Origin of the sequence: Sphingomonas chungangi (genome assembly GCF_013778325.1) — a bacterium.
Classification (GTDB): Bacteria; Pseudomonadota; Alphaproteobacteria; order Sphingomonadales; family Sphingomonadaceae; genus Solisphingomonas; species Solisphingomonas chungangi.
The window spans coordinates 441,299-457,495 of sequence record NZ_JACEIB010000006.1 but is presented as its reverse complement, the minus strand read 5'-3'; the positions used below and the strand labels follow the sequence as shown (position 1 = coordinate 457,495).

At 62.5% G+C, this 16,197-nt stretch carries 20 protein-coding genes; 13 read left to right on the top strand and 7 right to left on the bottom strand.

Annotated elements, in window-relative coordinates; genetic code table 11:
• The first annotated feature begins 16 nt into the window (after positions 1 to 16).
• Positions 17 to 385 (top strand): hypothetical protein, encoded by a 369-nt coding sequence (locus HZF05_RS10530; RefSeq protein WP_160366006.1) that lies wholly within the window; start codon positions 17 to 19, stop codon positions 383 to 385.
• A 9-nt stretch (positions 386 to 394) separates the two neighbouring features.
• Here HZF05_RS10530 and HZF05_RS10525 read toward each other — a convergent pair whose 3' ends face one another.
• The gene (locus tag HZF05_RS10525; protein ID WP_160366005.1) at positions 395 to 589 is read right to left on the bottom strand and encodes a hypothetical protein; all 195 of its coding nucleotides are present in this window, start codon (positions 587 to 589) and stop codon (positions 395 to 397) included.
• A 496-nt stretch (positions 590 to 1,085) separates the two neighbouring features.
• Between HZF05_RS10525 and HZF05_RS21865 the strand changes: the two genes are divergently transcribed.
• Together HZF05_RS21865 and HZF05_RS10510 are read left to right on the top strand one after the other, a co-directional pair.
• Positions 1,086 to 1,658, top strand: a complete 573-nt coding sequence (locus tag HZF05_RS21865) for a hypothetical protein (protein ID WP_246331867.1) — start codon at positions 1,086 to 1,088, stop codon at positions 1,656 to 1,658.
• A 43-nt stretch (positions 1,659 to 1,701) separates the two neighbouring features.
• Positions 1,702 to 2,145: a DMT family transporter gene (locus HZF05_RS10510; protein ID WP_160366004.1), complete on the top strand. Its 444-nt coding sequence runs from the start codon at positions 1,702 to 1,704 to the stop codon at positions 2,143 to 2,145.
• A 6-nt stretch (positions 2,146 to 2,151) separates the two neighbouring features.
• On the opposite strand, the gene HZF05_RS10505 is transcribed toward HZF05_RS10510, so the two are convergent.
• Entirely contained in the window at positions 2,152 to 2,646 is a 495-nt protein-coding gene (locus tag HZF05_RS10505; protein ID WP_160366003.1) for a nucleoside deaminase, read from the bottom strand.
• A gap of 203 nt (positions 2,647 to 2,849) precedes the next feature.
• Between HZF05_RS10505 and HZF05_RS10500 the strand changes: the two genes are divergently transcribed.
• The 5 genes from HZF05_RS10500 to HZF05_RS10480 all read left to right on the top strand — a co-directional run bounded on the left by HZF05_RS10500 (position 2,850) and on the right by HZF05_RS10480 (position 7,041).
• The gene (locus HZF05_RS10500; protein WP_160366002.1) at positions 2,850 to 4,352 is read left to right on the top strand and encodes a PAS domain S-box protein; all 1,503 of its coding nucleotides are present in this window, start codon (positions 2,850 to 2,852) and stop codon (positions 4,350 to 4,352) included.
• 107 nt (positions 4,353 to 4,459) lie between these two features.
• Positions 4,460 to 4,717 (top strand): GlsB/YeaQ/YmgE family stress response membrane protein, encoded by a 258-nt coding sequence (locus tag HZF05_RS10495; RefSeq protein WP_160366001.1) that lies wholly within the window; start codon positions 4,460 to 4,462, stop codon positions 4,715 to 4,717.
• A gap of 54 nt (positions 4,718 to 4,771) precedes the next feature.
• The gene (locus HZF05_RS10490) at positions 4,772 to 5,374 is read left to right on the top strand and encodes a general stress protein (RefSeq protein WP_160366000.1); all 603 of its coding nucleotides are present in this window, start codon (positions 4,772 to 4,774) and stop codon (positions 5,372 to 5,374) included.
• Between the two features lie 24 nt (positions 5,375 to 5,398).
• Positions 5,399 to 5,701, top strand: coding sequence for a hypothetical protein (locus HZF05_RS10485; protein WP_160365999.1), 303 nt, complete (start codon positions 5,399 to 5,401; stop codon positions 5,699 to 5,701).
• Between the two features lie 2 nt (positions 5,702 to 5,703).
• Positions 5,704 to 7,041: an NRAMP family divalent metal transporter gene (locus HZF05_RS10480; protein WP_246331865.1), complete on the top strand. Its 1,338-nt coding sequence runs from the start codon at positions 5,704 to 5,706 to the stop codon at positions 7,039 to 7,041.
• 34 nt (positions 7,042 to 7,075) lie between these two features.
• On the opposite strand, the gene HZF05_RS10475 is transcribed toward HZF05_RS10480, so the two are convergent.
• Entirely contained in the window at positions 7,076 to 9,685 is a 2,610-nt protein-coding gene (locus tag HZF05_RS10475; RefSeq protein ID WP_160365998.1) for a PAS domain-containing protein, read from the bottom strand.
• A gap of 249 nt (positions 9,686 to 9,934) precedes the next feature.
• A complete protein-coding gene (locus tag HZF05_RS10470; RefSeq protein WP_160365997.1) occupies positions 9,935 to 10,519 on the bottom strand; it encodes a glutathione binding-like protein in 585 nt (194 codons plus the stop codon).
• Between the two features lie 126 nt (positions 10,520 to 10,645).
• Here HZF05_RS10470 and HZF05_RS10465 point away from each other — a divergent pair, with 126 nt between their 5' ends.
• Both HZF05_RS10465 and HZF05_RS10460 read left to right on the top strand, forming a co-directional pair.
• Positions 10,646 to 10,834: a hypothetical protein gene (locus tag HZF05_RS10465; RefSeq protein ID WP_160365996.1), complete on the top strand. Its 189-nt coding sequence runs from the start codon at positions 10,646 to 10,648 to the stop codon at positions 10,832 to 10,834.
• Positions 10,835 to 10,971: 137 nt separating this feature from the next.
• A complete protein-coding gene (locus tag HZF05_RS10460; RefSeq protein WP_160365995.1) occupies positions 10,972 to 11,169 on the top strand; it encodes a hypothetical protein in 198 nt (65 codons plus the stop codon).
• A gap of 146 nt (positions 11,170 to 11,315) precedes the next feature.
• Here the strand turns inward: HZF05_RS10460 and HZF05_RS10455 are convergent, their stop codons facing one another.
• Positions 11,316 to 11,543: a DUF3072 domain-containing protein gene (locus tag HZF05_RS10455; RefSeq protein ID WP_160365994.1), complete on the bottom strand. Its 228-nt coding sequence runs from the start codon at positions 11,541 to 11,543 to the stop codon at positions 11,316 to 11,318.
• A 198-nt stretch (positions 11,544 to 11,741) separates the two neighbouring features.
• Here HZF05_RS10455 and HZF05_RS10450 point away from each other — a divergent pair, with 198 nt between their 5' ends.
• Positions 11,742 to 13,214 carry a phytoene desaturase gene (locus HZF05_RS10450; RefSeq protein ID WP_160365993.1) on the top strand — a complete coding sequence of 491 codons (1,473 nt, stop codon included), beginning with the start codon at positions 11,742 to 11,744 and terminating at the stop codon, positions 13,212 to 13,214.
• Positions 13,215 to 13,275: 61 nt separating this feature from the next.
• Positions 13,276 to 13,518 carry a hypothetical protein gene (locus HZF05_RS10445; RefSeq protein ID WP_160365992.1) on the top strand — a complete coding sequence of 81 codons (243 nt, stop codon included), beginning with the start codon at positions 13,276 to 13,278 and terminating at the stop codon, positions 13,516 to 13,518.
• Between the two features lie 153 nt (positions 13,519 to 13,671).
• On the opposite strand, the gene HZF05_RS10440 is transcribed toward HZF05_RS10445, so the two are convergent.
• Positions 13,672 to 14,769, bottom strand: a complete 1,098-nt coding sequence (locus HZF05_RS10440) for a DNA topoisomerase IB (RefSeq protein WP_160365991.1) — start codon at positions 14,767 to 14,769, stop codon at positions 13,672 to 13,674.
• 179 nt (positions 14,770 to 14,948) lie between these two features.
• Between HZF05_RS10440 and HZF05_RS10435 the strand changes: the two genes are divergently transcribed.
• On the top strand, positions 14,949 to 15,515 hold the full coding sequence (locus HZF05_RS10435) for an ATP-dependent Clp protease proteolytic subunit (RefSeq protein ID WP_160365990.1): 567 nt from the start codon (positions 14,949 to 14,951) through the stop codon (positions 15,513 to 15,515).
• A gap of 42 nt (positions 15,516 to 15,557) precedes the next feature.
• On the opposite strand, the gene HZF05_RS10430 is transcribed toward HZF05_RS10435, so the two are convergent.
• Positions 15,558 to 15,743 (bottom strand): hypothetical protein, encoded by a 186-nt coding sequence (locus tag HZF05_RS10430; protein ID WP_160365989.1) that lies wholly within the window; start codon positions 15,741 to 15,743, stop codon positions 15,558 to 15,560.
• Positions 15,744 to 16,197: the final 454 nt, after the last annotated feature.

The window sequence follows — 16,197 nt, the reverse complement described above, 5'->3', positions numbered from 1 at the left end:
AGCCGATGAGATCTCTTTGCGCGTCCCCATCGCGGCCCTACTGGGCTGCGCAGCCTTTGGCTGTTCAGCCTCTGTCAGCGTTCTGACTAAGCCGGAAGGACTGACCTGCACCGCGCTCAACGGGGCGGTCGTGCGGCTCAACCTCGATCTAGGGCATCGTACGTTCCAGAAGGAGGGATTTCCCCGTCTGCCGATCGCGGACTCGATCGGCAGGCAGATCGTGCTGATGCGCGACATGACGGCCGACTCTATGGTGAGTGCGTCGATCGACCGCGCCACGATGGACTATGTTGCTTCGTCCAATGACAGGAAGTCGCACGCTGTAACAGAAACGCGTTACTCCTGCGTCGCCGGTCCGGCGTTCGAAGTTCCAAACGCGCAATGATTTAGGCGATCAGGCCTGCGACGGATTGCTGGCTTCGAGATTGCTGAAGACACGCCTCTTCGCGCACCAAAGCTCGAAGGCGCCGCCCTCCGGATGGGCTGCCTTGCCCAACTCGATTGCCTCGCCATCGCCTGGTGCCTCGAGATCCGTCCCAGCCTTGATCGTGCCCCGCGCTCTATCCAGCGTGTACAAACGATAGTGCATTGCTGCAGTGCCCCGATCTTTTCGATCAAACCTAATCAGGAAATTCGGAAGAGCGCATTGCTTCAGGTCAACTCAGTTGCTTTGACCAAGCTGACCATGCCGGTAGCCGCCAGGCCTGAACCGTCTCGCCAAGATTTAGGAGGCGAGATCATCGTGCCCGAAACGCGGCGTTCGCTTCAGCATTGAGCGGTTCGATGACGGATCACGCTTCGCGCGGGGATGATGTCGAAGAGGCGATGCGGCTATGGAGCGCCGCCGGTGAAAGTGGGGCAGTTACGACGCCCGGCCATGGCTTGCCGTGCGCCCACATTGGCCCGACATCGCAGGTTAGAAGACCGCGTCAGATGCGGTCGGGCGAATGCCGGTGCACGCTGGAGACGAAATATAAGCAAGGGTTGAAGAATCGCGGCCACCCGCATGCCATGCCTAACGGCTAATCCAGGTTGGTATAATTTACCGTCGTCGGCCTGCGCCCAGGGGCCCTTCGGGATCGTTGTTGACCGTCACGATCCAGGAGCCCGACATGACCGATGACAAAACACCGGACGTTCGTGAAGCGCACGACGCAGAAACCCATCCCCAGCTGAAATCCGATCCGACCAACGTCGATGCCAAGCTCGACGTGGCGCTCGACGAGAGCTTCCCGACCTCGGACGCACCGTCCCAGACGCGCCCCGGCGACGGGGAGCCCGCGCCATCGTCGGGCTATGACGAGGAGGCCGAGCGGCAAATCCTGGAGGAGCGCGAAGCCGAAGCGACGAATGGTTTCAGCATCACGGCGCGCTTTGCTACGCGGCGCGCTGCGGACCTGGCAATCGAGCACCTTGTGCAGGACATGGGGATCGAACGAACCGATATATTCGTATCGGCCGACGGAGCTGATGCCAGCAGCGGCGAGACGGCCGACGGCGCGGACGTCGAGAGCGGGCACCCGGGTGTGCCGGCTGAAAAGGATCCGGCTCTCGGAGAGGCGATCATCGTGTCGATCGATCTCGCCAACGAGCGCGATCGTGACGGCGTTGTCGGCCGATTGAAAGATCTTGGCGCCACCTCGGTCGAAACCGAATGACGGAGCCACACGCGCACCCCCGCCTATGCTCGAAGCCTGTCGCATGAGCGCGCTTTTCGTCCTGATCGCGCTCATCGCAGGCACGCTTAACGCGTTTGAAGCCGGCACCAACACCGCGCTGCGAAAGGGGCTAGACGCCCCTTTTCTGTCGCTGGCACTGATTGCCATAACCACGCTCGCCGCGTCGTTGGTCGCCGCGTTGGCGGTTGGCGAGCGATGGCCGGGCGGAGGACAAATCTTCTCCATACCCTGGTGGGGCTGGACGGGCGGATTGCTCGGCTTCGGCTTCGTCACCGCGATGATCTATACGGCGGAAAGTCTTGGCGCGGCACTGTTCATCGGTTTGACGGTGACCGCATCGACCGTCGCTTCGGTCGCACTGGACCATTTCGGCCTCCTGGGCTTTACCCAGCATTCCGCCGGGATCGGGAGGATCGTCGGTGCGCTGCTCATGATCGCCGGCGTGGCGCTCTTTGCCATCTTCTGACCCGGGTTAGATGTTACCCTGTTCCTCCTTCGGCACGTCATCGTCCGGCCCGTAATAGAGTGCCGCGCATTCTTTTCTAAGACATCCCCCTTCCAGGACGAGATCGTCCCGGTAGGCGTCCGCCACGAAATTCATCGTGTCGAAGTTGCGGTCTTCGAAATACATCTGGTGCACGTCGTCGCGGCCGGCGCCGTAGACGATGCGACCGACCTTCGACCAGATCGAGGCCATAGTGCACATGCCGCAGGGTTGCAGCGTCGAGTAGAGCACCGCATTGCGCAGTTCCATGTCGCCGACCGCCACCCCGGCCTTGCGAAACGCCATCATCTCCGCATGAGCCGTCGCGTCGCACAGTTCCTCGGTGCGATTGCGCTCGACGGCAATCGCGCGGCCTTTGAGGACGATGACCGCCCCGATCGGCGAAAGGCTCGGATCGCGGCCGCGCTCGGTGGCCGCCTCGATCGCGGTATGCATCCATCGCTCGTCTTCTTCGCTGAACATCGAAAGTGCTCCCTGGCCGGACCTGCCGAACGCACTCTCGACGAACTCGCTCCCCTCAGGCCCCTCAAAAGGCATTCCGCAAGGCTCGGGAGTCTTCGACGGGAGGAGTCCTCATACGGACCGAAATCGCAGCGCGCATGTTGAACCAGTCCGCCCCCTGCGGATCGGATTCGAGCGGCGAGGCGAGACGGTTGGCGACGAGCATGACGAAAGCAGATCAAGAGCCAGTTCCGGTTGCCGACAGCCACGAGTTGCTCCGCGACATTCTCGCTGCCGTCAGCGATGGCATCATCATCCTGGCGGAAGACGGCAGGATCCTTTTTGCCAATCCCGCAGCCCTGACCATGCATGGTTGCGAGACGATCGCTGATCTCGGCGTATCGGCCAAGGACTATGACCGCCGGTTCGATCTTCGTTTTCGCGATGGTCGAGAGCTCGAGCGAAAAGCGACACCTATGGCGCGTCTGGCCCGAGGCGAAAGCTTTCACGATGTCGTGGTCGAGGTGCGCAGACGGGGCATGTCGGAGCCGGACTGGATCCATCGCGAGCGCGGTCTGATACTCGATCGGCAGGATGATGGCCCCGCCTTCCGCATCCTCGTCATCGCGGATGCGACGGAGACCTTCGAGGCGGAAGAGCGCTTTGAAAGCATGTTCAACGCCAACCCCGCGCCGGCCCTGATCGTGCGGCTCGACGATCTGCGCTATGTGCGTGTCAATGAGGGCTTCCTCGAACTTTCGGGGTGGGATCGCGACCAGATCATCGGCCATACCCTCTACGAGCTCGACATCCTCGCCGAGGCGGAGCGGCGCGATCAAGCCAAGTCTTTGCTCAAGGCCGGCGAAACCATTCCCCAGATGGAGGCGGAACTACCCTTGCCTTCAGGTGCCACGAAGCTCGTCCTGCTGGCGGGTCACCCTGCCGAGATGCCGAACAACGAGCAGTGCATGATCTTCACCTTCGCCGACCTCGAGCCGCGACGGCGTGCGGAGCAGGCGCTGAGACAGAGCGAGGAGCGCTTCGCGACCGCCTTTCGCTTCGCTCCGGTGCCGATGCTTCTCACCAGCCTCGAAGGTCAGCGCATTCTCAACGTCAACCACGCCTTCCTCGCCTTGACCGATTGGGGTTACGAATCGGTTGTCGGCCGCAGGCCGGCGGATATCGAGCTCTTCGAAAGCGGCAAGGTGCGGCGCGAGATCGAGGAGCGCGTCGCCGAGGCCGGCGCTTTCCGAGGCTACGAACTGAACCTCAAGACCCGGGACGGTTCGCTGCTCACCTGCCTCGCTTCTGCCGAGACCGTCACCATCAACGGCCAATATTGCATCCTGAGCGCGTTTCAGGACATCAGCGATCGCAAGCGCACAGAACTCGACCTCATCGCCGCCATCGAAGGCGCGATGCAGGATTCAAGCTGGCTCAGCCAGAAGATCATGGATCGCCTCGCTGCGTTGCGAACCCCTGTGGCGCCCATGGGTTCGGCGGTGTCGAGCGTCGAACTCACCCGGCGCGAGCGCGAGGTCCTGATCCTTATCACGCAGGGCAAAAGCGACGAGGCCATCGCCGATGCGCTCGGCCTCAAGCGCAACACCGTTCGCAATCACGTTGCCCGCCTCTACGCCAAGATCGACGCGCACAGCCGTGCGGAGGCGATCATCTGGGCGCGGGATCGCGGGCATCATTTGGGGAGTGATCCCGGCCACGAATAGGTGCCGATGCACCAAGCGATTGGGTGTCGCTGCATCTTTGGCATCTGGGCGGGCGCCCCTAGCTTTCCTGCATCCGAAACCTCGTTCGGAGCATCAGGAGAAGACGTATGTCTGTTCTCGCATGGATCATCCTTGGTCTGATCGCCGGCTTCGTCGGCAGCAAGATCGTCAATCGGACCGGCGAAGGCGTCCTGCTCGACATCGTGCTCGGCGTGATCGGAGCCGTGGTGGGCGGCTTCCTGTTCAACCAGTTCGGCGCGGCCGGCGTCACCGGTCTCAACCTCTACAGCCTGCTCGTCGCGGTCGTCGGCGCCGTCGTCGTTCTCGTCCTCTACCACCTCGTCGTCCGCGGGACGGCACGCTGAACAAGCCCATGACGCAATGACAAGCCGGAGCCTTGCTCCGGCAGGAGAGATGATATGACCCAGACACTCACTGGCCTGTTCGACCGTTATGACGATGCCCGTCGCGCGGTCCAGGATCTCGAGGCGGCGGGCGTGGCCCACCGCGACATCAGCATCGTGGCCAACGACACGCGCGGCGAACACCACACCCAACTCGACCCGGCTGCCCAGGATGCCGGCGCGGGCGCCGGGATCGGCGCGGCCGTCGGCGGTGTCGGAGGTCTTCTTGCCGGTCTCGGGCTTATCGCCATTCCCGGCATTGGGCCTGTCGTCGCCGCCGGATGGCTGGTGGCGACAGCAGTGGGCGTGGCCGGCGGTGCGCTCGTGGGCGCAGCCGCGGGTGGACTCGTCGGAGCGCTCACAAATGCTGGCGTGCCGGAGCAAGATGCTCACGTCTACGCCGAGGGCGTCCGGCGCGGCGGCACATTGGTGACCGCGAAGGTGGACGAACCGTTGGTGCCCACCGCGCGCGCTATCCTCAGCGATGACCGGAGCGTCAATCTGATCGATCGCCGCCAGGCCTATGAAGCGGAGGGCTGGGAACGCTTCGACGAGAATGCACCGGGATATACGGCATCCGAGATCGAAGCCGAACGGCTTCGCTTCCAGCGCCCCTGATCCGGCATCTGAAAGGACAATGCGATGAAATCGATCATTCCCCTCTGTCTCGGCCTGTTGATCGCAGTGCCGGCACAGGCGCAGACCGGCGCCAAGCCCAATGCGGCGATCAAGACCGCACACACGGTCGATGATGGGACCGTGTCGCGCGGCGCGAACAGCGTCACGGAGAAGCAGGCCCGCGCGCATATCGCCAAGTCCGGTTACACGCAGGTGTCGCGCCTGAAGAAGGACAAGGACGGCGTCTGGCGCGGAATGGCGCAGAAAGACGGCGCGACCGTCCATGTCGGTCTCGATTTCAAGGGCAATGTCACGACGGGCGAATGAGAATGGACAGCGCCGCGACATCCGTCGCGGCGCTGCTTTCCCGCTCAATCACAGACACTAGAGCTTCGATCCCGATGAAACTTGGAACCCGCCTTCGGTCCATTGCACTGTTCGAGCAGCTCGGACCTGGTCTGGTGACCGGCGCGGCCGATGACGATCCGAGCGGTATCGCGACCTATTCCCAGGCGGGCGCCCAGTTCGGCTTCAGCCTGCTCTGGACGATGGTCCTGACCTACCCGCTCATGTCGGCGGTCCAGCTCATCAGCGCCCATATCGGCCGGGTGACGGGATGCGGTCTCGCCAAGAACATGGGCGACCTGCTTCCGAAAGGACTGGTGAGCATATTGGTCGTACTTCTCTTCGTCGCGAACACGATCAACATCGGTGCCGACATCGCCGCGATGGGAAGCGCAGGCGAGCTCGTGCTCGGCGTGGATTCACACTGGCTGACGATAGGGTTCGCCCTTGTCTCGCTCCTGTTGCAGCTCTTCCTCCCCTACCGCCGCTATGCCGCGGTTCTAAAGTGGATCACGCTGTGCCTGCTCGCCTATGTCGCCCTCATCTTCATGGTGACGATCGACTGGCGCGACGCGCTGCTCGGTCTGGTTGTCCCCCGCGTCACGAGCAAGGACGCCGTCGTGACTGTGGTGGCGATCCTGGGCACGACAATCAGCCCATATCTGTTTTTCTGGCAGAGCGCGCAGGAGGTTGAGGAAGTCAGGCAGGACGATTCGGCTGAACCTCTTGTCGATGCCCCCTGGCAAGCGCGTCGGGAATTCCGGCGAATGAAGCTCGACACCTTCGCCGGGATGGCGGTCTCGAACATCGTCGCGCTTGCGATCATGCTCGGCACGGCCGCGACACTGCACGCGCAGGGGACCACCGCCATTGCCACAGCCGCGGATGCGGCCAAGGCGCTTCAGCCCGTTGCGGGCCGGTTCGCCTTCCTGCTGTTCGCGCTCGGCATCGTGGGCACGGGATTGCTGGCGGTGCCGGTCCTGGCCGGCTCTGCGGCCTATGCGATCGGAGAGAGCCGAGGCTGGAAATGCGGCCTTGAGCACAAGCCCTGGGAAGCGGTCGGCTTCTACAGCGTGATCGGATGCGCGACCCTCCTGGGGATCGCGATCGACTGGTCGTCGCTCGATCCGATCAAGGCCCTGTTCTGGAGCGCCGTTGTGAACGGCGTCGTCGCGGTCCCGATCATGGCCGGGATGATGTTGGTCGCGCGCCGGCGCAGAGCGATGGGCAAGTTCGTGATCGGGCAGCGGCTGTACCGCGTGGGATGGGTCGCGACGGCCGTCATGCTGATCGCCGTCGTCCCGATGATCGTGATCCGTTAAACACTCAGCCGCCGGCGCCCGGATCTCCGACCGCTCACCGGTGGTGATCGAGAAGTTCTGTGATCCGCTGGGCCATCGCGTCCATGGAGAAGGGCTTGGTAAGAACGTGCATGCCAGGCGCGAGATGTCCATGGCTCAGCACGGCATTCTCGGCATAGCCGGTGATGAAAAGGATCTTGAGGTCGGGACGGCGTGTGCGCGCCGCATCCGCAAGCTGCCGTCCATTCATGCCGCCCGGCAGTCCGACATCGGTGATGAGCAGGTCCACACGCTTGTCGGACTCTAGTATCTTGAGCCCGGACGCGCCATCCCCCGCCTCCAGGGCCGCATAGCCAAGGCCTTCCAGGATATCCGTAACGAGCATCCGGACCGTGGGTTCGTCGTCCACCACGAGAACGGTCTCGCCATCGCGCGCCTGAGGCATCGGCGCGGGCTCCGCCTCGGGTGAAGCAGCGTCCTCCGCCTCGCCGATATGGCGCGGCAGATAGAGGCAGACCATCGATCCCTGTCCGAGCTCCGAATAGATCCGGGTCTGACCGCCGGACTGCCGTGTGAAGCCATAGATCATCGAAAGGCCGAGGCCCGTGCCCATTCCGATCGGCTTCGTCGTGAAGAAGGGGTCGAAGGCTTTCGATATGGTCTCCTTGCTCATGCCCGTGCCGGTGTCGGATACACAGAGCGAAACATATTGACCCGGCTCCATGTCGCGCTCGGCGGCGGCTCGCCGGTCGAGCCAGCGATTCCCGGTCTCGATCGTGATCGTCCCGCCATCGGGCATGGCGTCGCGGGCGTTGATGCAAAGATTGAGGAGAGCATTCTCGAGCTGGCTCGGATCGACCAAGACAGGCCATAGCCCGGCGGCATTCACGACCTCCAATTGTATCGACGGACCAACGGTCCGCTCGATCAAGTCGGTCATGCCATTGACCAGGTCCTTCGCATTGGTCGGCCTTGGCGCCAGTGTCTGTCGCCGCGAGAAAGCGAGCAGGCGATGCGTCAGCGACGCCGCTCTGCGGGCTGCGCCCTGAGCCGCCTGGACATAGCGATCGACGTCCGCGCCCCGTCCTTGCGCGAAGCGCATCTGAATCATTTCCAAACTGCCCGTGATGCCCGTGAGCAGATTATTGAAATCGTGGGCGAGGCCGCCGGTGAGTTGGCCAACCGCCTCCATCTTCTGGGACTGTCGGAGCGCTTCTTCCGCCGCCAGCAGATCCTTGGTCCTTTCCTCGACCTGCCGCTCGAGCGATGCCGCAAGCTCGGCGAGGTCGATCTCGGCGCGACGCCGCTCGGTGGCAACCCGGGTCCGCTCAGCCACCTCACGGATAAAGGCAAGCTCGTCCTCGGGCCACTCGCGGGCGGCGGCGTGGTTGAGGTAGAGCAACGCGACGAGCCCGCCATGTTCGGTCAGCGGCATGTTGACGACCGCCCGGGCGCTGATCGCTTCCAACGCGCCGGCATCGTCCTGCGTGCGAGGATCAAGCCTGGCGTCCGGGATGATCACGTCCTCGCCACGCTTCAGATCATCGATGTAGCTGCCATAATCCCGGAATTGCAAAACACCCGCGAGCGAAGAAACACCATCGGCGTTCCAGTCGCGTTCGATGGTGATCGTTTCACGCCGGGGGTCGATGAGGCCATAGCCTGCCCGACTGACCTCGAGCGCCTCGCCAATGATCCTGGCTGCTTCGAATGAAATATCGGCGGGATCCTCCACGTCGCGGACCACGTCGCTCAATTCGATCAGGGCCATGCGCATGCGTTCGGCCCGTCGTTGCTCGGTAACGTCCGACGATACGCCGGCAAGCCGGAGCGGCTTGCCATCGGCGGTCAGAAACGGCTGGCCACGAGAGGTGAGCCACCGGATCTCGCCCGCGGGCGTGACAATCCGGTAGGTCTGGTCGAAATCGACCCCCTCGCGCCTGGTCCGCTCGATGGCGTCGACATTGGTCTCACGATCGTCGGGATGAATAGCGGCGATCCGGTCCTCGAAGGTGAACGTCCGCTGCGGATCAACCCCGAACAACGCCCGGCATGCCGGCGACGACGCAAGCTCGCCTGTCTCGAAATTGATGCTCCAGGTTCCGAACCGGCCCGCGCGCAGCGCGAAGTCCAGTTCGCGCTCCTGTTCGTTCTGACGCTGGAGGCGGTTCGTGATCTCCGCCATGAGCGCGGCATTGGAATTCTCCAGGCCCTCCAGCCGCTCGCGCTCCAGCGTGACGTCGACCTGACTGGCGAAAAAATAGGCAAGCTTGCCGTCTTCATCGAACACCGGCGCCAGCAGCAGCCGGTTCCAGAACGGCTCGCCAGACTTTCGATGGTTGCGGATGTCGATCTCGATCGGGCGCATGGCAACCACCGCATCGCGGATGGCGCGCACGGTTACGGGATCGGTTTCGTCGCCTTGGAGGAACCGGCAATTGCGCCCAAGGATCTCGTCCCGCTCGTAGCCGGTCAGCCTGCAGAAGGAGTCGTTGGCGAAGACGACGGGATTGTCGTGCAGGCGCGGATTGGTGATGATCATCGGCATGCGCGTTGCGCGCACCGCCGCGACGAATGGATCGGTACCACTGTCGAGACCCAATACCTCTGCTTCGATCCGTTGCGCGTCGGCGCTGTTCCGCCTGCCCGGCTCGCTATTCGCCATCCGCTCCGTCCGCTGAGAAATCGTGACAATCGAACGCGCTCAACCGGAAAAGCCGTTCCAAGGTTCCAGCGAGGTGTGCTCGACCGCGTTGAGACGCTTGCTCCTCGGCGCGTGACGCGAACACTCGGTCCCATGCCCGGCGGCGATCGGCCTCATGGCTCTTAAGACACAGCTCACATGTGCGAAACCGACGATCGAGAGACGTGATCGAGCCCCGATAGGATGACCCTGACCGGAGCGGTGAACCGCTCAGAAGAGCCCCTCATGCGCCATCGCCTTATGTACGGCGGGTCGGGCCATCATCCGATCACGATAGGCGGACAGCCTGTCCGGCACATCGATCCCATTCTTCTGGGACCAGAGCAGCATCACGAAGAGGTAGCAGTCGGCCGCACTGACCTGATCACCAAACAGGTAGTCACCGGCCATCGCGTCCGACAAATACCCGAGACGCTTGAGGATCATGTCCTTCGCCTTCCTTTTATCCTCGTCGCCGGCTCCCGTGAAGAACGGTTTGAAGCTCTTGTGGATTTCGGTGGAGATGAAGGCAAGCGTCTGGAGATGATGGGTATGGCCCATAGCTCCAGATGGCTTGAGGGCGCCGTCCTGATGCGAGATCCAGTCCAGGATCGCGACGTTCTCGGTCAGCGTTTCGCCATCATCGAGGGTGAGCGCCGGCACGTAGCCCTTCGGGTTGATCGACAGATAGTCGGCGCCGCTTTGTGTTGTCTTGGCTTTCAGATCGACCTTCTCGTGATCGAACGACAAGCCGGCCTCGTGGAGCGCGATGTGATCCGACAGACTGCAGGCGCCAGGCGAGTAATAGAGTTTCATGCAATGTCTCCCATACGGCCCTCCAACGCGTGAACCACGCATCGGCACCATCACGCGGGTCCGGCACAGACGGGAAGGACGTGCGTTTCAGATGATCCGCCTCAAGCGAGCAATCCGGAGACGACCATGTCCGACACGCCGATCTCGAACTCCAAGACCGCCCTCACCGATGCGATCCACGAGCATTTCTCCGGTGATGCGCCGATCGCGGACAAGGTGAAAGGCTTCGCCAAGGCGCGACCGTGGACCAGCGCCGCGTTTCTCGGCGTGACGGCCGTCGCAGTTCTCAACAGCCTGCGCGGGTCCAAACATTGACAGACATTCTCGCCGGCGGCCGGTTAGGACCGTTGCTGAGTCAGCACGGAGAGAGATGGACCGAGATGAGCGCAGGTTCTGCGCAGCCGCCTTCCCCGCCAAACAACAGGGCCGCAGAAGGATAGAGGAATCAGCATATGACGATGAAGGACACCGCGCAGGGCGAAGAGCCCGGCTTCGATCACGACGTAGACGAGATCCGGAAGGATCGCGACAACGGATCGCCCGAGACGCTCGAGGAGAAACCGGAGGTCTCGGCCGAAAACGAAGACGAGGACAATCTCGAAGCCCAGCGGAAGGCGGCCAAGGAGCGCAAGGAAGGCGGGTATCAATGACATCTGGCTGAGGCACCCCAGTCCCGTTGACGACATATCCCGTCACCACATGGGGTGGTCGGTTCGGCATAGACCGGATCGCGCGGGAAATTTGGGCAGCGCCCGGCGTTCGATCGCCGGGCACCTGAGGCGTCTCCGAACGACGGTCAATCCCGTCCAAGATCCGACTTGAGGGCATCGATACGTTGGGACGCCTCAGCCTTGGTCAAACCGATGTCCGGCGGCGCCGCCCCCGCCTCTTCGCTCAGGGTGGTCAGATAGGATGCCTGGGCGCCCGTCATGGGCTCTTCGCCCGAGACCCAATCCTTCGGATCCTTCTCCGCGTTCGAGCCGGGATGCTCGTCGAGCTTCGGATTGTGAAACTGTCCAGCCATGGCACCTTACCTTTGTTCGTGTTATGTTCTAAACGCGATTGGTAATTCTCTGTTCCTCTGCCGCGCGACGTGGGCGGCGGTTGGAGTAAGCCCGGCGATCGGACGATGGCCGGCATCGGCGGGACGCGAGTATGATCAGGTCGGCGGGACAAAATCGGGCCCCTGGCGGCATTGAAGGCGACAAACCAGGAGAGTTCGATGCCGCACGGCAGATCAGCGATCGTCATAGGGGCCGGGCTCGGAGGACTAGCCCTGGCCATCAGGCTTCAGTCGGCAGGCATTGCTACTCTTGTTCTGGAGGGTCGGGATCAGCCCGGAGGTCGCGCCTATGTCTGGAGGCGCGACGGCTACACCTTCGACGCTGGCCCAACCGTGATAACCGATCCGGCATGCTTGCAGGAGCTGTGGCAACTGTCCGGCCAGGACATGGCGCGCGATGTCGATCTTGTTCCGGTGACACCGTTCTACCGGCTGCTGTGGAACGACGGAACGCGCTTCGACTACGGCAACGATCACGACGCCCTTGAAGCGGAGATATCCGCGATCGATCCGGGAGAGCTGGAAGGGTATCGGCGCTTCCTCGCTTATTCGAGCGCGGTGTACGAGGAGGGGTATGTGAAGCTCGGCTCGGTGCCGTTCCTGAACTTCGGCGCGATGATGAAGGCTGCCCCTGCCCTCGCCCGACATCGGGCCTGGCGCTCCGTCTACGACGTCGTTTCGAGCTATGTCAGGGACGACAGGCTTCGCCAGGCGCTCTCCTTCCACACCTTGCTGGTCGGCGGCAGCCCGATGAGAACGAGCAGCATCTACGCGCTGATCCACCGTCTCGAGCAAAAGGATGGCGTCTGGTTCGCGCGTGGCGGCACGAACGCGCTTGTGAATGGAATGGTCGCCCTGTTCGAGCGCCTTGGAGGGCGCGTCGAGCTCTCCCAGAAGGTCGCGCGCATTCTATCGCAGGACGGTCGTGTCACGGGCGTCGAAACCTCGTCTGGCCAGCGGCATGAAGCCGGAATGGTCGCGTCGAACGGCGACCTCGTCCAGACATATGACATGCTCAAGGGCAGCGATTACGGTCGAAGACGGGCATCATCGCTCCGTCGCAAGCGTTTCTCGCCCAGCCTGTTCGTGGTGCATTTCGGATTGAGGGGCGACTTTCCGCAGATCGCGCACCATTCGATCCTTTTCTCGGATCGATATGGCGAACTCGTCGCCGACATCTACGATCGCGCGACGCTCCCCGACGATCCTTCGATCTACCTGCATCATCCGAGCGCGACCGATCCCGACATGGCGCCCCCCGGCCATTCGACCTTCTACGCCCTCGCCCCGGTTCCGCACCTCGGTCACCTGGCGGCTGACTGGGACGACCTTGGCGCGAGATATCGGGAGATCGTGCTCGGTCGTGTCCGCGATCGGCTGATCCCCGATCTGTTCAACCGGCTCCACACGTGCTTCCACTACACTCCGCGAGACTTCGAGGCTGATCTTGGAGCGCATGTCGGGAGCGCGTTCAGCCTCGAGCCGAGACTGACCCAGAGTGCTTGGTTCCGGGCCCACAACCGGGACGACCATATCCCAAACCTTTTCTTCGTCGGGGCGGGCACCCATCCGGGAGCGGGCATACCGGGCGTGGTCGGCAGCGCGAAGGCGACCGCAGGTTTGATGATCTGAGCTCGACGCCTGGCACAAGGGTGGAAAGCAAGCGTTCGAAATTTTTTGGCAGGAGATGGAGATGGGAGGTATCTGCGGTGCGTCGGAACAAGGCATTCGACGGACACTGGAGCGGATAGCAAGCAGGTTCTCGGCCAGGGATGACGTCGATTACGGCTTCATTTTCCACCGCTTCGAGGCAATGAGAGGAGAACGCGACTGGTCAGCGGCCGCAACGGCGAGCGTGCCTTGGAAAGCGGAGGGTATTGTTGACTATCAGGCGGCTCTGGCCGCGATCGGCGCGCGTATCCCCTTCATCGATTGATACTCATGCAAGGCTTGGACGAGGCCGAAAGCTTGTCCTTCCGCGTATGGAATACAACGATTAATGGAACTTATCGTCGCGGGATTGCAGCCTGCAGAAGGGCGAAAGCTCACCATAGCCACACGCATCCGCCGGGATCGATGGTGAACTTCTTCAGGCTGCGTCGGCTTGGATCGCGTCAGCCTTCCTTGCAAGTCGTTGCTGAAGGAAGGCCAGGACGAGTGCCTCCTCCGGCCGAAGTCCCTCGACATCCTCGGCAAGCTCTCTCTCCACCTCTTGCTTGACCTCCAGCACGAGGGCATCGGCGAGGTAGCTTTCGATGATCTCGGGATGGATGTAGCACTTCCGGCAGACCGTCGGTGTGTTGCCGAGCCGCGCCGCCACCTGCTCGATCGCTGTTCGCACGTTCCGCTTCGCGGCGGCCTTGCTGTCGAACCGCTCGAGTTCCGCCAGCGCGAGCGCCGCGAGGACGGTGCCCGTCCAGGTCCTGAAGTCCTTGGCGGTGATGGCGGTGCCGGAAATCGTCTTGAGATATTCGTTGACGTCACCGGATGTGACGCCCTTCCGCTCCCCGTCTTCGTCGATATATTGGAAAAGTTGCTGCCCCGGAAGTTCCTGGCTCTGTCGCACGATGCGGGCCACCCTGCGGTCGCGGATCTTCAGATTCCACTCTTTGCCGCTTTTCCCCTTGAACCTGAATCTGAGTTCGGTCCCGTCGATACGGACGTGGCGATTGGCCAGCGTGGTGAGGCCGTAACTCTTGTTCTGTTTCGCATAGTCGGCATTGCCCACCCGGATCATGGTGGTCTCAAGGAGGTGCACGACAGTCGCCAGCACCTTCTCTCTTGGCAGACCCCGCATCGCCATATGCTCTGCAACCGCCCGCCTGATCGTCGGCAGCGACTGCGCAAATGCGATCATGTGCTCGTACTTCGTGCCGTCCCTCACTTCCCGAAACCGTGCGTGATATCGATATTGCTTGCGTCCGCGCGCATCGCGACCCGTCGCCTGCAGATGGCCGTTGGGATCGGGGCATATCCATACAGCGGTATAGGCTGGCGGTATGGCGAGTTTGTCGATCCGCTCTATTGTATCGCGGTCCTTCAGGATCCTGCCCTTCGGGTCGCGATAGCTCCACCCCCTGCCGGCCTTTCGCCTCGTGATCCCCGGCGTTTCGTCACTAACATAGGACAGGCCGACAGACTCCGCTGCGTCCTTGGGGTCGACGATGTTGTCGTTCGCTTCTTCCATGACATCCTCTTTGCGCTTCCGCGCAAGCGTCGGCGATGCACCTTCGTTCCGTCCGACGGCGCTCCGCGAACCAAGACTGATCTTGGTTAGCGCGATTTTCGAGTCCGCCTGGTTTCGCTGGGAACGCTGTAGGACGGCCCGGGTTCTGGCGGCGACAATCGAAACGAAGGAGATCGCCCGTGAGTTCAAACCTGTCGGCCGCCGATTTCGATGCTCCGTCCATCCTTCTCCATGGCAGCGTCGACTACCAGATGTATCAAAGCTTCCGGAGCCAGCTCGCGAACGCGCCGACCGAGGGGCTGGTCACCGTGGAGCTTTCGACCTTGGGCGGCGACCCCGAGGTGGCGCGGATGATGGGCGAAGACATCCGCTTCCATTCCGAGATCGAACCCAGGCGTCGCTTCGTCTTCCTGGGAAAAGCGGCGATCTACTCGGCCGGCACCACCCTTATGGGTTTCTTCGCCCGGGAGAACCGTTACCTCACCCGCGGAACGCGCCTGATGATCCACGAGCGCCTGCTCACCAAGACCCTCGAGATATCCGGCCCCCTCACGACCTGCATCCCCGTACTTAAGGCGGCGCTGAACGAGATCGAGGCCTCGATAGCCATTCAGAACGAGGGTTTCGCAAACCTGGTCAACGGCTCGCAGGTGACCTTGGACGAGGTGATGCGGCGCGCGCCGGAAAACTGGTACGTCGAGGCGAACGAGGCGCTCGAACTCGGCCTGATCGAGGCGATCCTCTGATCGGCCTCGTGTTTGTCGGGCTGATTACGCCCTGCGCTCTGCCTACCGCAGCTCCCGGAGCGCCTTTAAAGCGAGGCGATAGATTTGCCGACGCTGCGCGCTGGTGGTCTGTACCATCTTCGCATGGACGACATCTTCGGCGCGCTCGCCATGTTCGCGCAGCGCATAGGTGGCCTCTTCCTGCGCGAAGCGCCTTGTTTTAGCGCTCGCCAACCAATCGAAAAGCATACCGCGCACCTCAAGGAGACAGAGCGATCTACCGGAGTCCCCTGCGGAAACATAGTTACAGCTTCGCAACGCCATGGAATTCGAGTTCGTCTTGCGATGGCATTTTTTGGAAGCGATGCCGGTAACGGGCCCGTGCGGACCGAGTTCGAAAGCCGCTGCATCTCATGATGTCTTCGGCCTGTTCCGGCAAGGATCGTTTCCTGGCGATCTGATCTCGAACGCTGCAGACGTCAGAGAGACGCTGCGTTAGAGGCGGTCACCCTTCGGCGCTTCTGTCACCTCTTCCGTTAGCATGTCCCGCGCCCCCAAAAGATAGCACCGGCCCAAAACTCAGCCGGACCGTTTCAAGGCCTGAAAAGCTTCCGAGGTTTCATCGACGCGAAATGCTTCTTCATATCGCTACGGTCGACCGAAGTGTCGCCGGTATCCGGTTGTGAGACGATACGTCTGCACT

Coding starts and splice junctions, on each gene's coding strand:
- HZF05_RS10480 (WP_246331865.1), top strand. CDS start 5,704: ATGGACAGCGCCGCGACATCCGTCGCGGCGCTGCTTTCCCGCTCAATC.
- HZF05_RS10455 (WP_160365994.1), bottom strand. CDS start 11,543: ATGGCTGGACAGTTTCACAATCCGAAGCTCGACGAGCATCCCGGCTCG.
- HZF05_RS10495 (WP_160366001.1), top strand. CDS start 4,460: ATGTCTGTTCTCGCATGGATCATCCTTGGTCTGATCGCCGGCTTCGTC.
- HZF05_RS10440 (WP_160365991.1), bottom strand. CDS start 14,769: ATGGAAGAAGCGAACGACAACATCGTCGACCCCAAGGACGCAGCGGAG.
- HZF05_RS10525 (WP_160366005.1), bottom strand. CDS start 589: ATGCACTATCGTTTGTACACGCTGGATAGAGCGCGGGGCACGATCAAG.
- HZF05_RS10490 (WP_160366000.1), top strand. CDS start 4,772: ATGACCCAGACACTCACTGGCCTGTTCGACCGTTATGACGATGCCCGT.
- HZF05_RS10500 (WP_160366002.1), top strand. CDS start 2,850: ATGACGAAAGCAGATCAAGAGCCAGTTCCGGTTGCCGACAGCCACGAG.
- HZF05_RS10445 (WP_160365992.1), top strand. CDS start 13,276: ATGGGAGGTATCTGCGGTGCGTCGGAACAAGGCATTCGACGGACACTG.
- HZF05_RS10505 (WP_160366003.1), bottom strand. CDS start 2,646: ATGTTCAGCGAAGAAGACGAGCGATGGATGCATACCGCGATCGAGGCG.
- HZF05_RS10450 (WP_160365993.1), top strand. CDS start 11,742: ATGCCGCACGGCAGATCAGCGATCGTCATAGGGGCCGGGCTCGGAGGA.
- HZF05_RS10485 (WP_160365999.1), top strand. CDS start 5,399: ATGAAATCGATCATTCCCCTCTGTCTCGGCCTGTTGATCGCAGTGCCG.
- HZF05_RS10430 (WP_160365989.1), bottom strand. CDS start 15,743: ATGCTTTTCGATTGGTTGGCGAGCGCTAAAACAAGGCGCTTCGCGCAG.
- HZF05_RS10475 (WP_160365998.1), bottom strand. CDS start 9,685: ATGGCGAATAGCGAGCCGGGCAGGCGGAACAGCGCCGACGCGCAACGG.
- HZF05_RS10465 (WP_160365996.1), top strand. CDS start 10,646: ATGTCCGACACGCCGATCTCGAACTCCAAGACCGCCCTCACCGATGCG.
- HZF05_RS10470 (WP_160365997.1), bottom strand. CDS start 10,519: ATGAAACTCTATTACTCGCCTGGCGCCTGCAGTCTGTCGGATCACATC.
- HZF05_RS10460 (WP_160365995.1), top strand. CDS start 10,972: ATGACGATGAAGGACACCGCGCAGGGCGAAGAGCCCGGCTTCGATCAC.
- HZF05_RS10510 (WP_160366004.1), top strand. CDS start 1,702: ATGAGCGCGCTTTTCGTCCTGATCGCGCTCATCGCAGGCACGCTTAAC.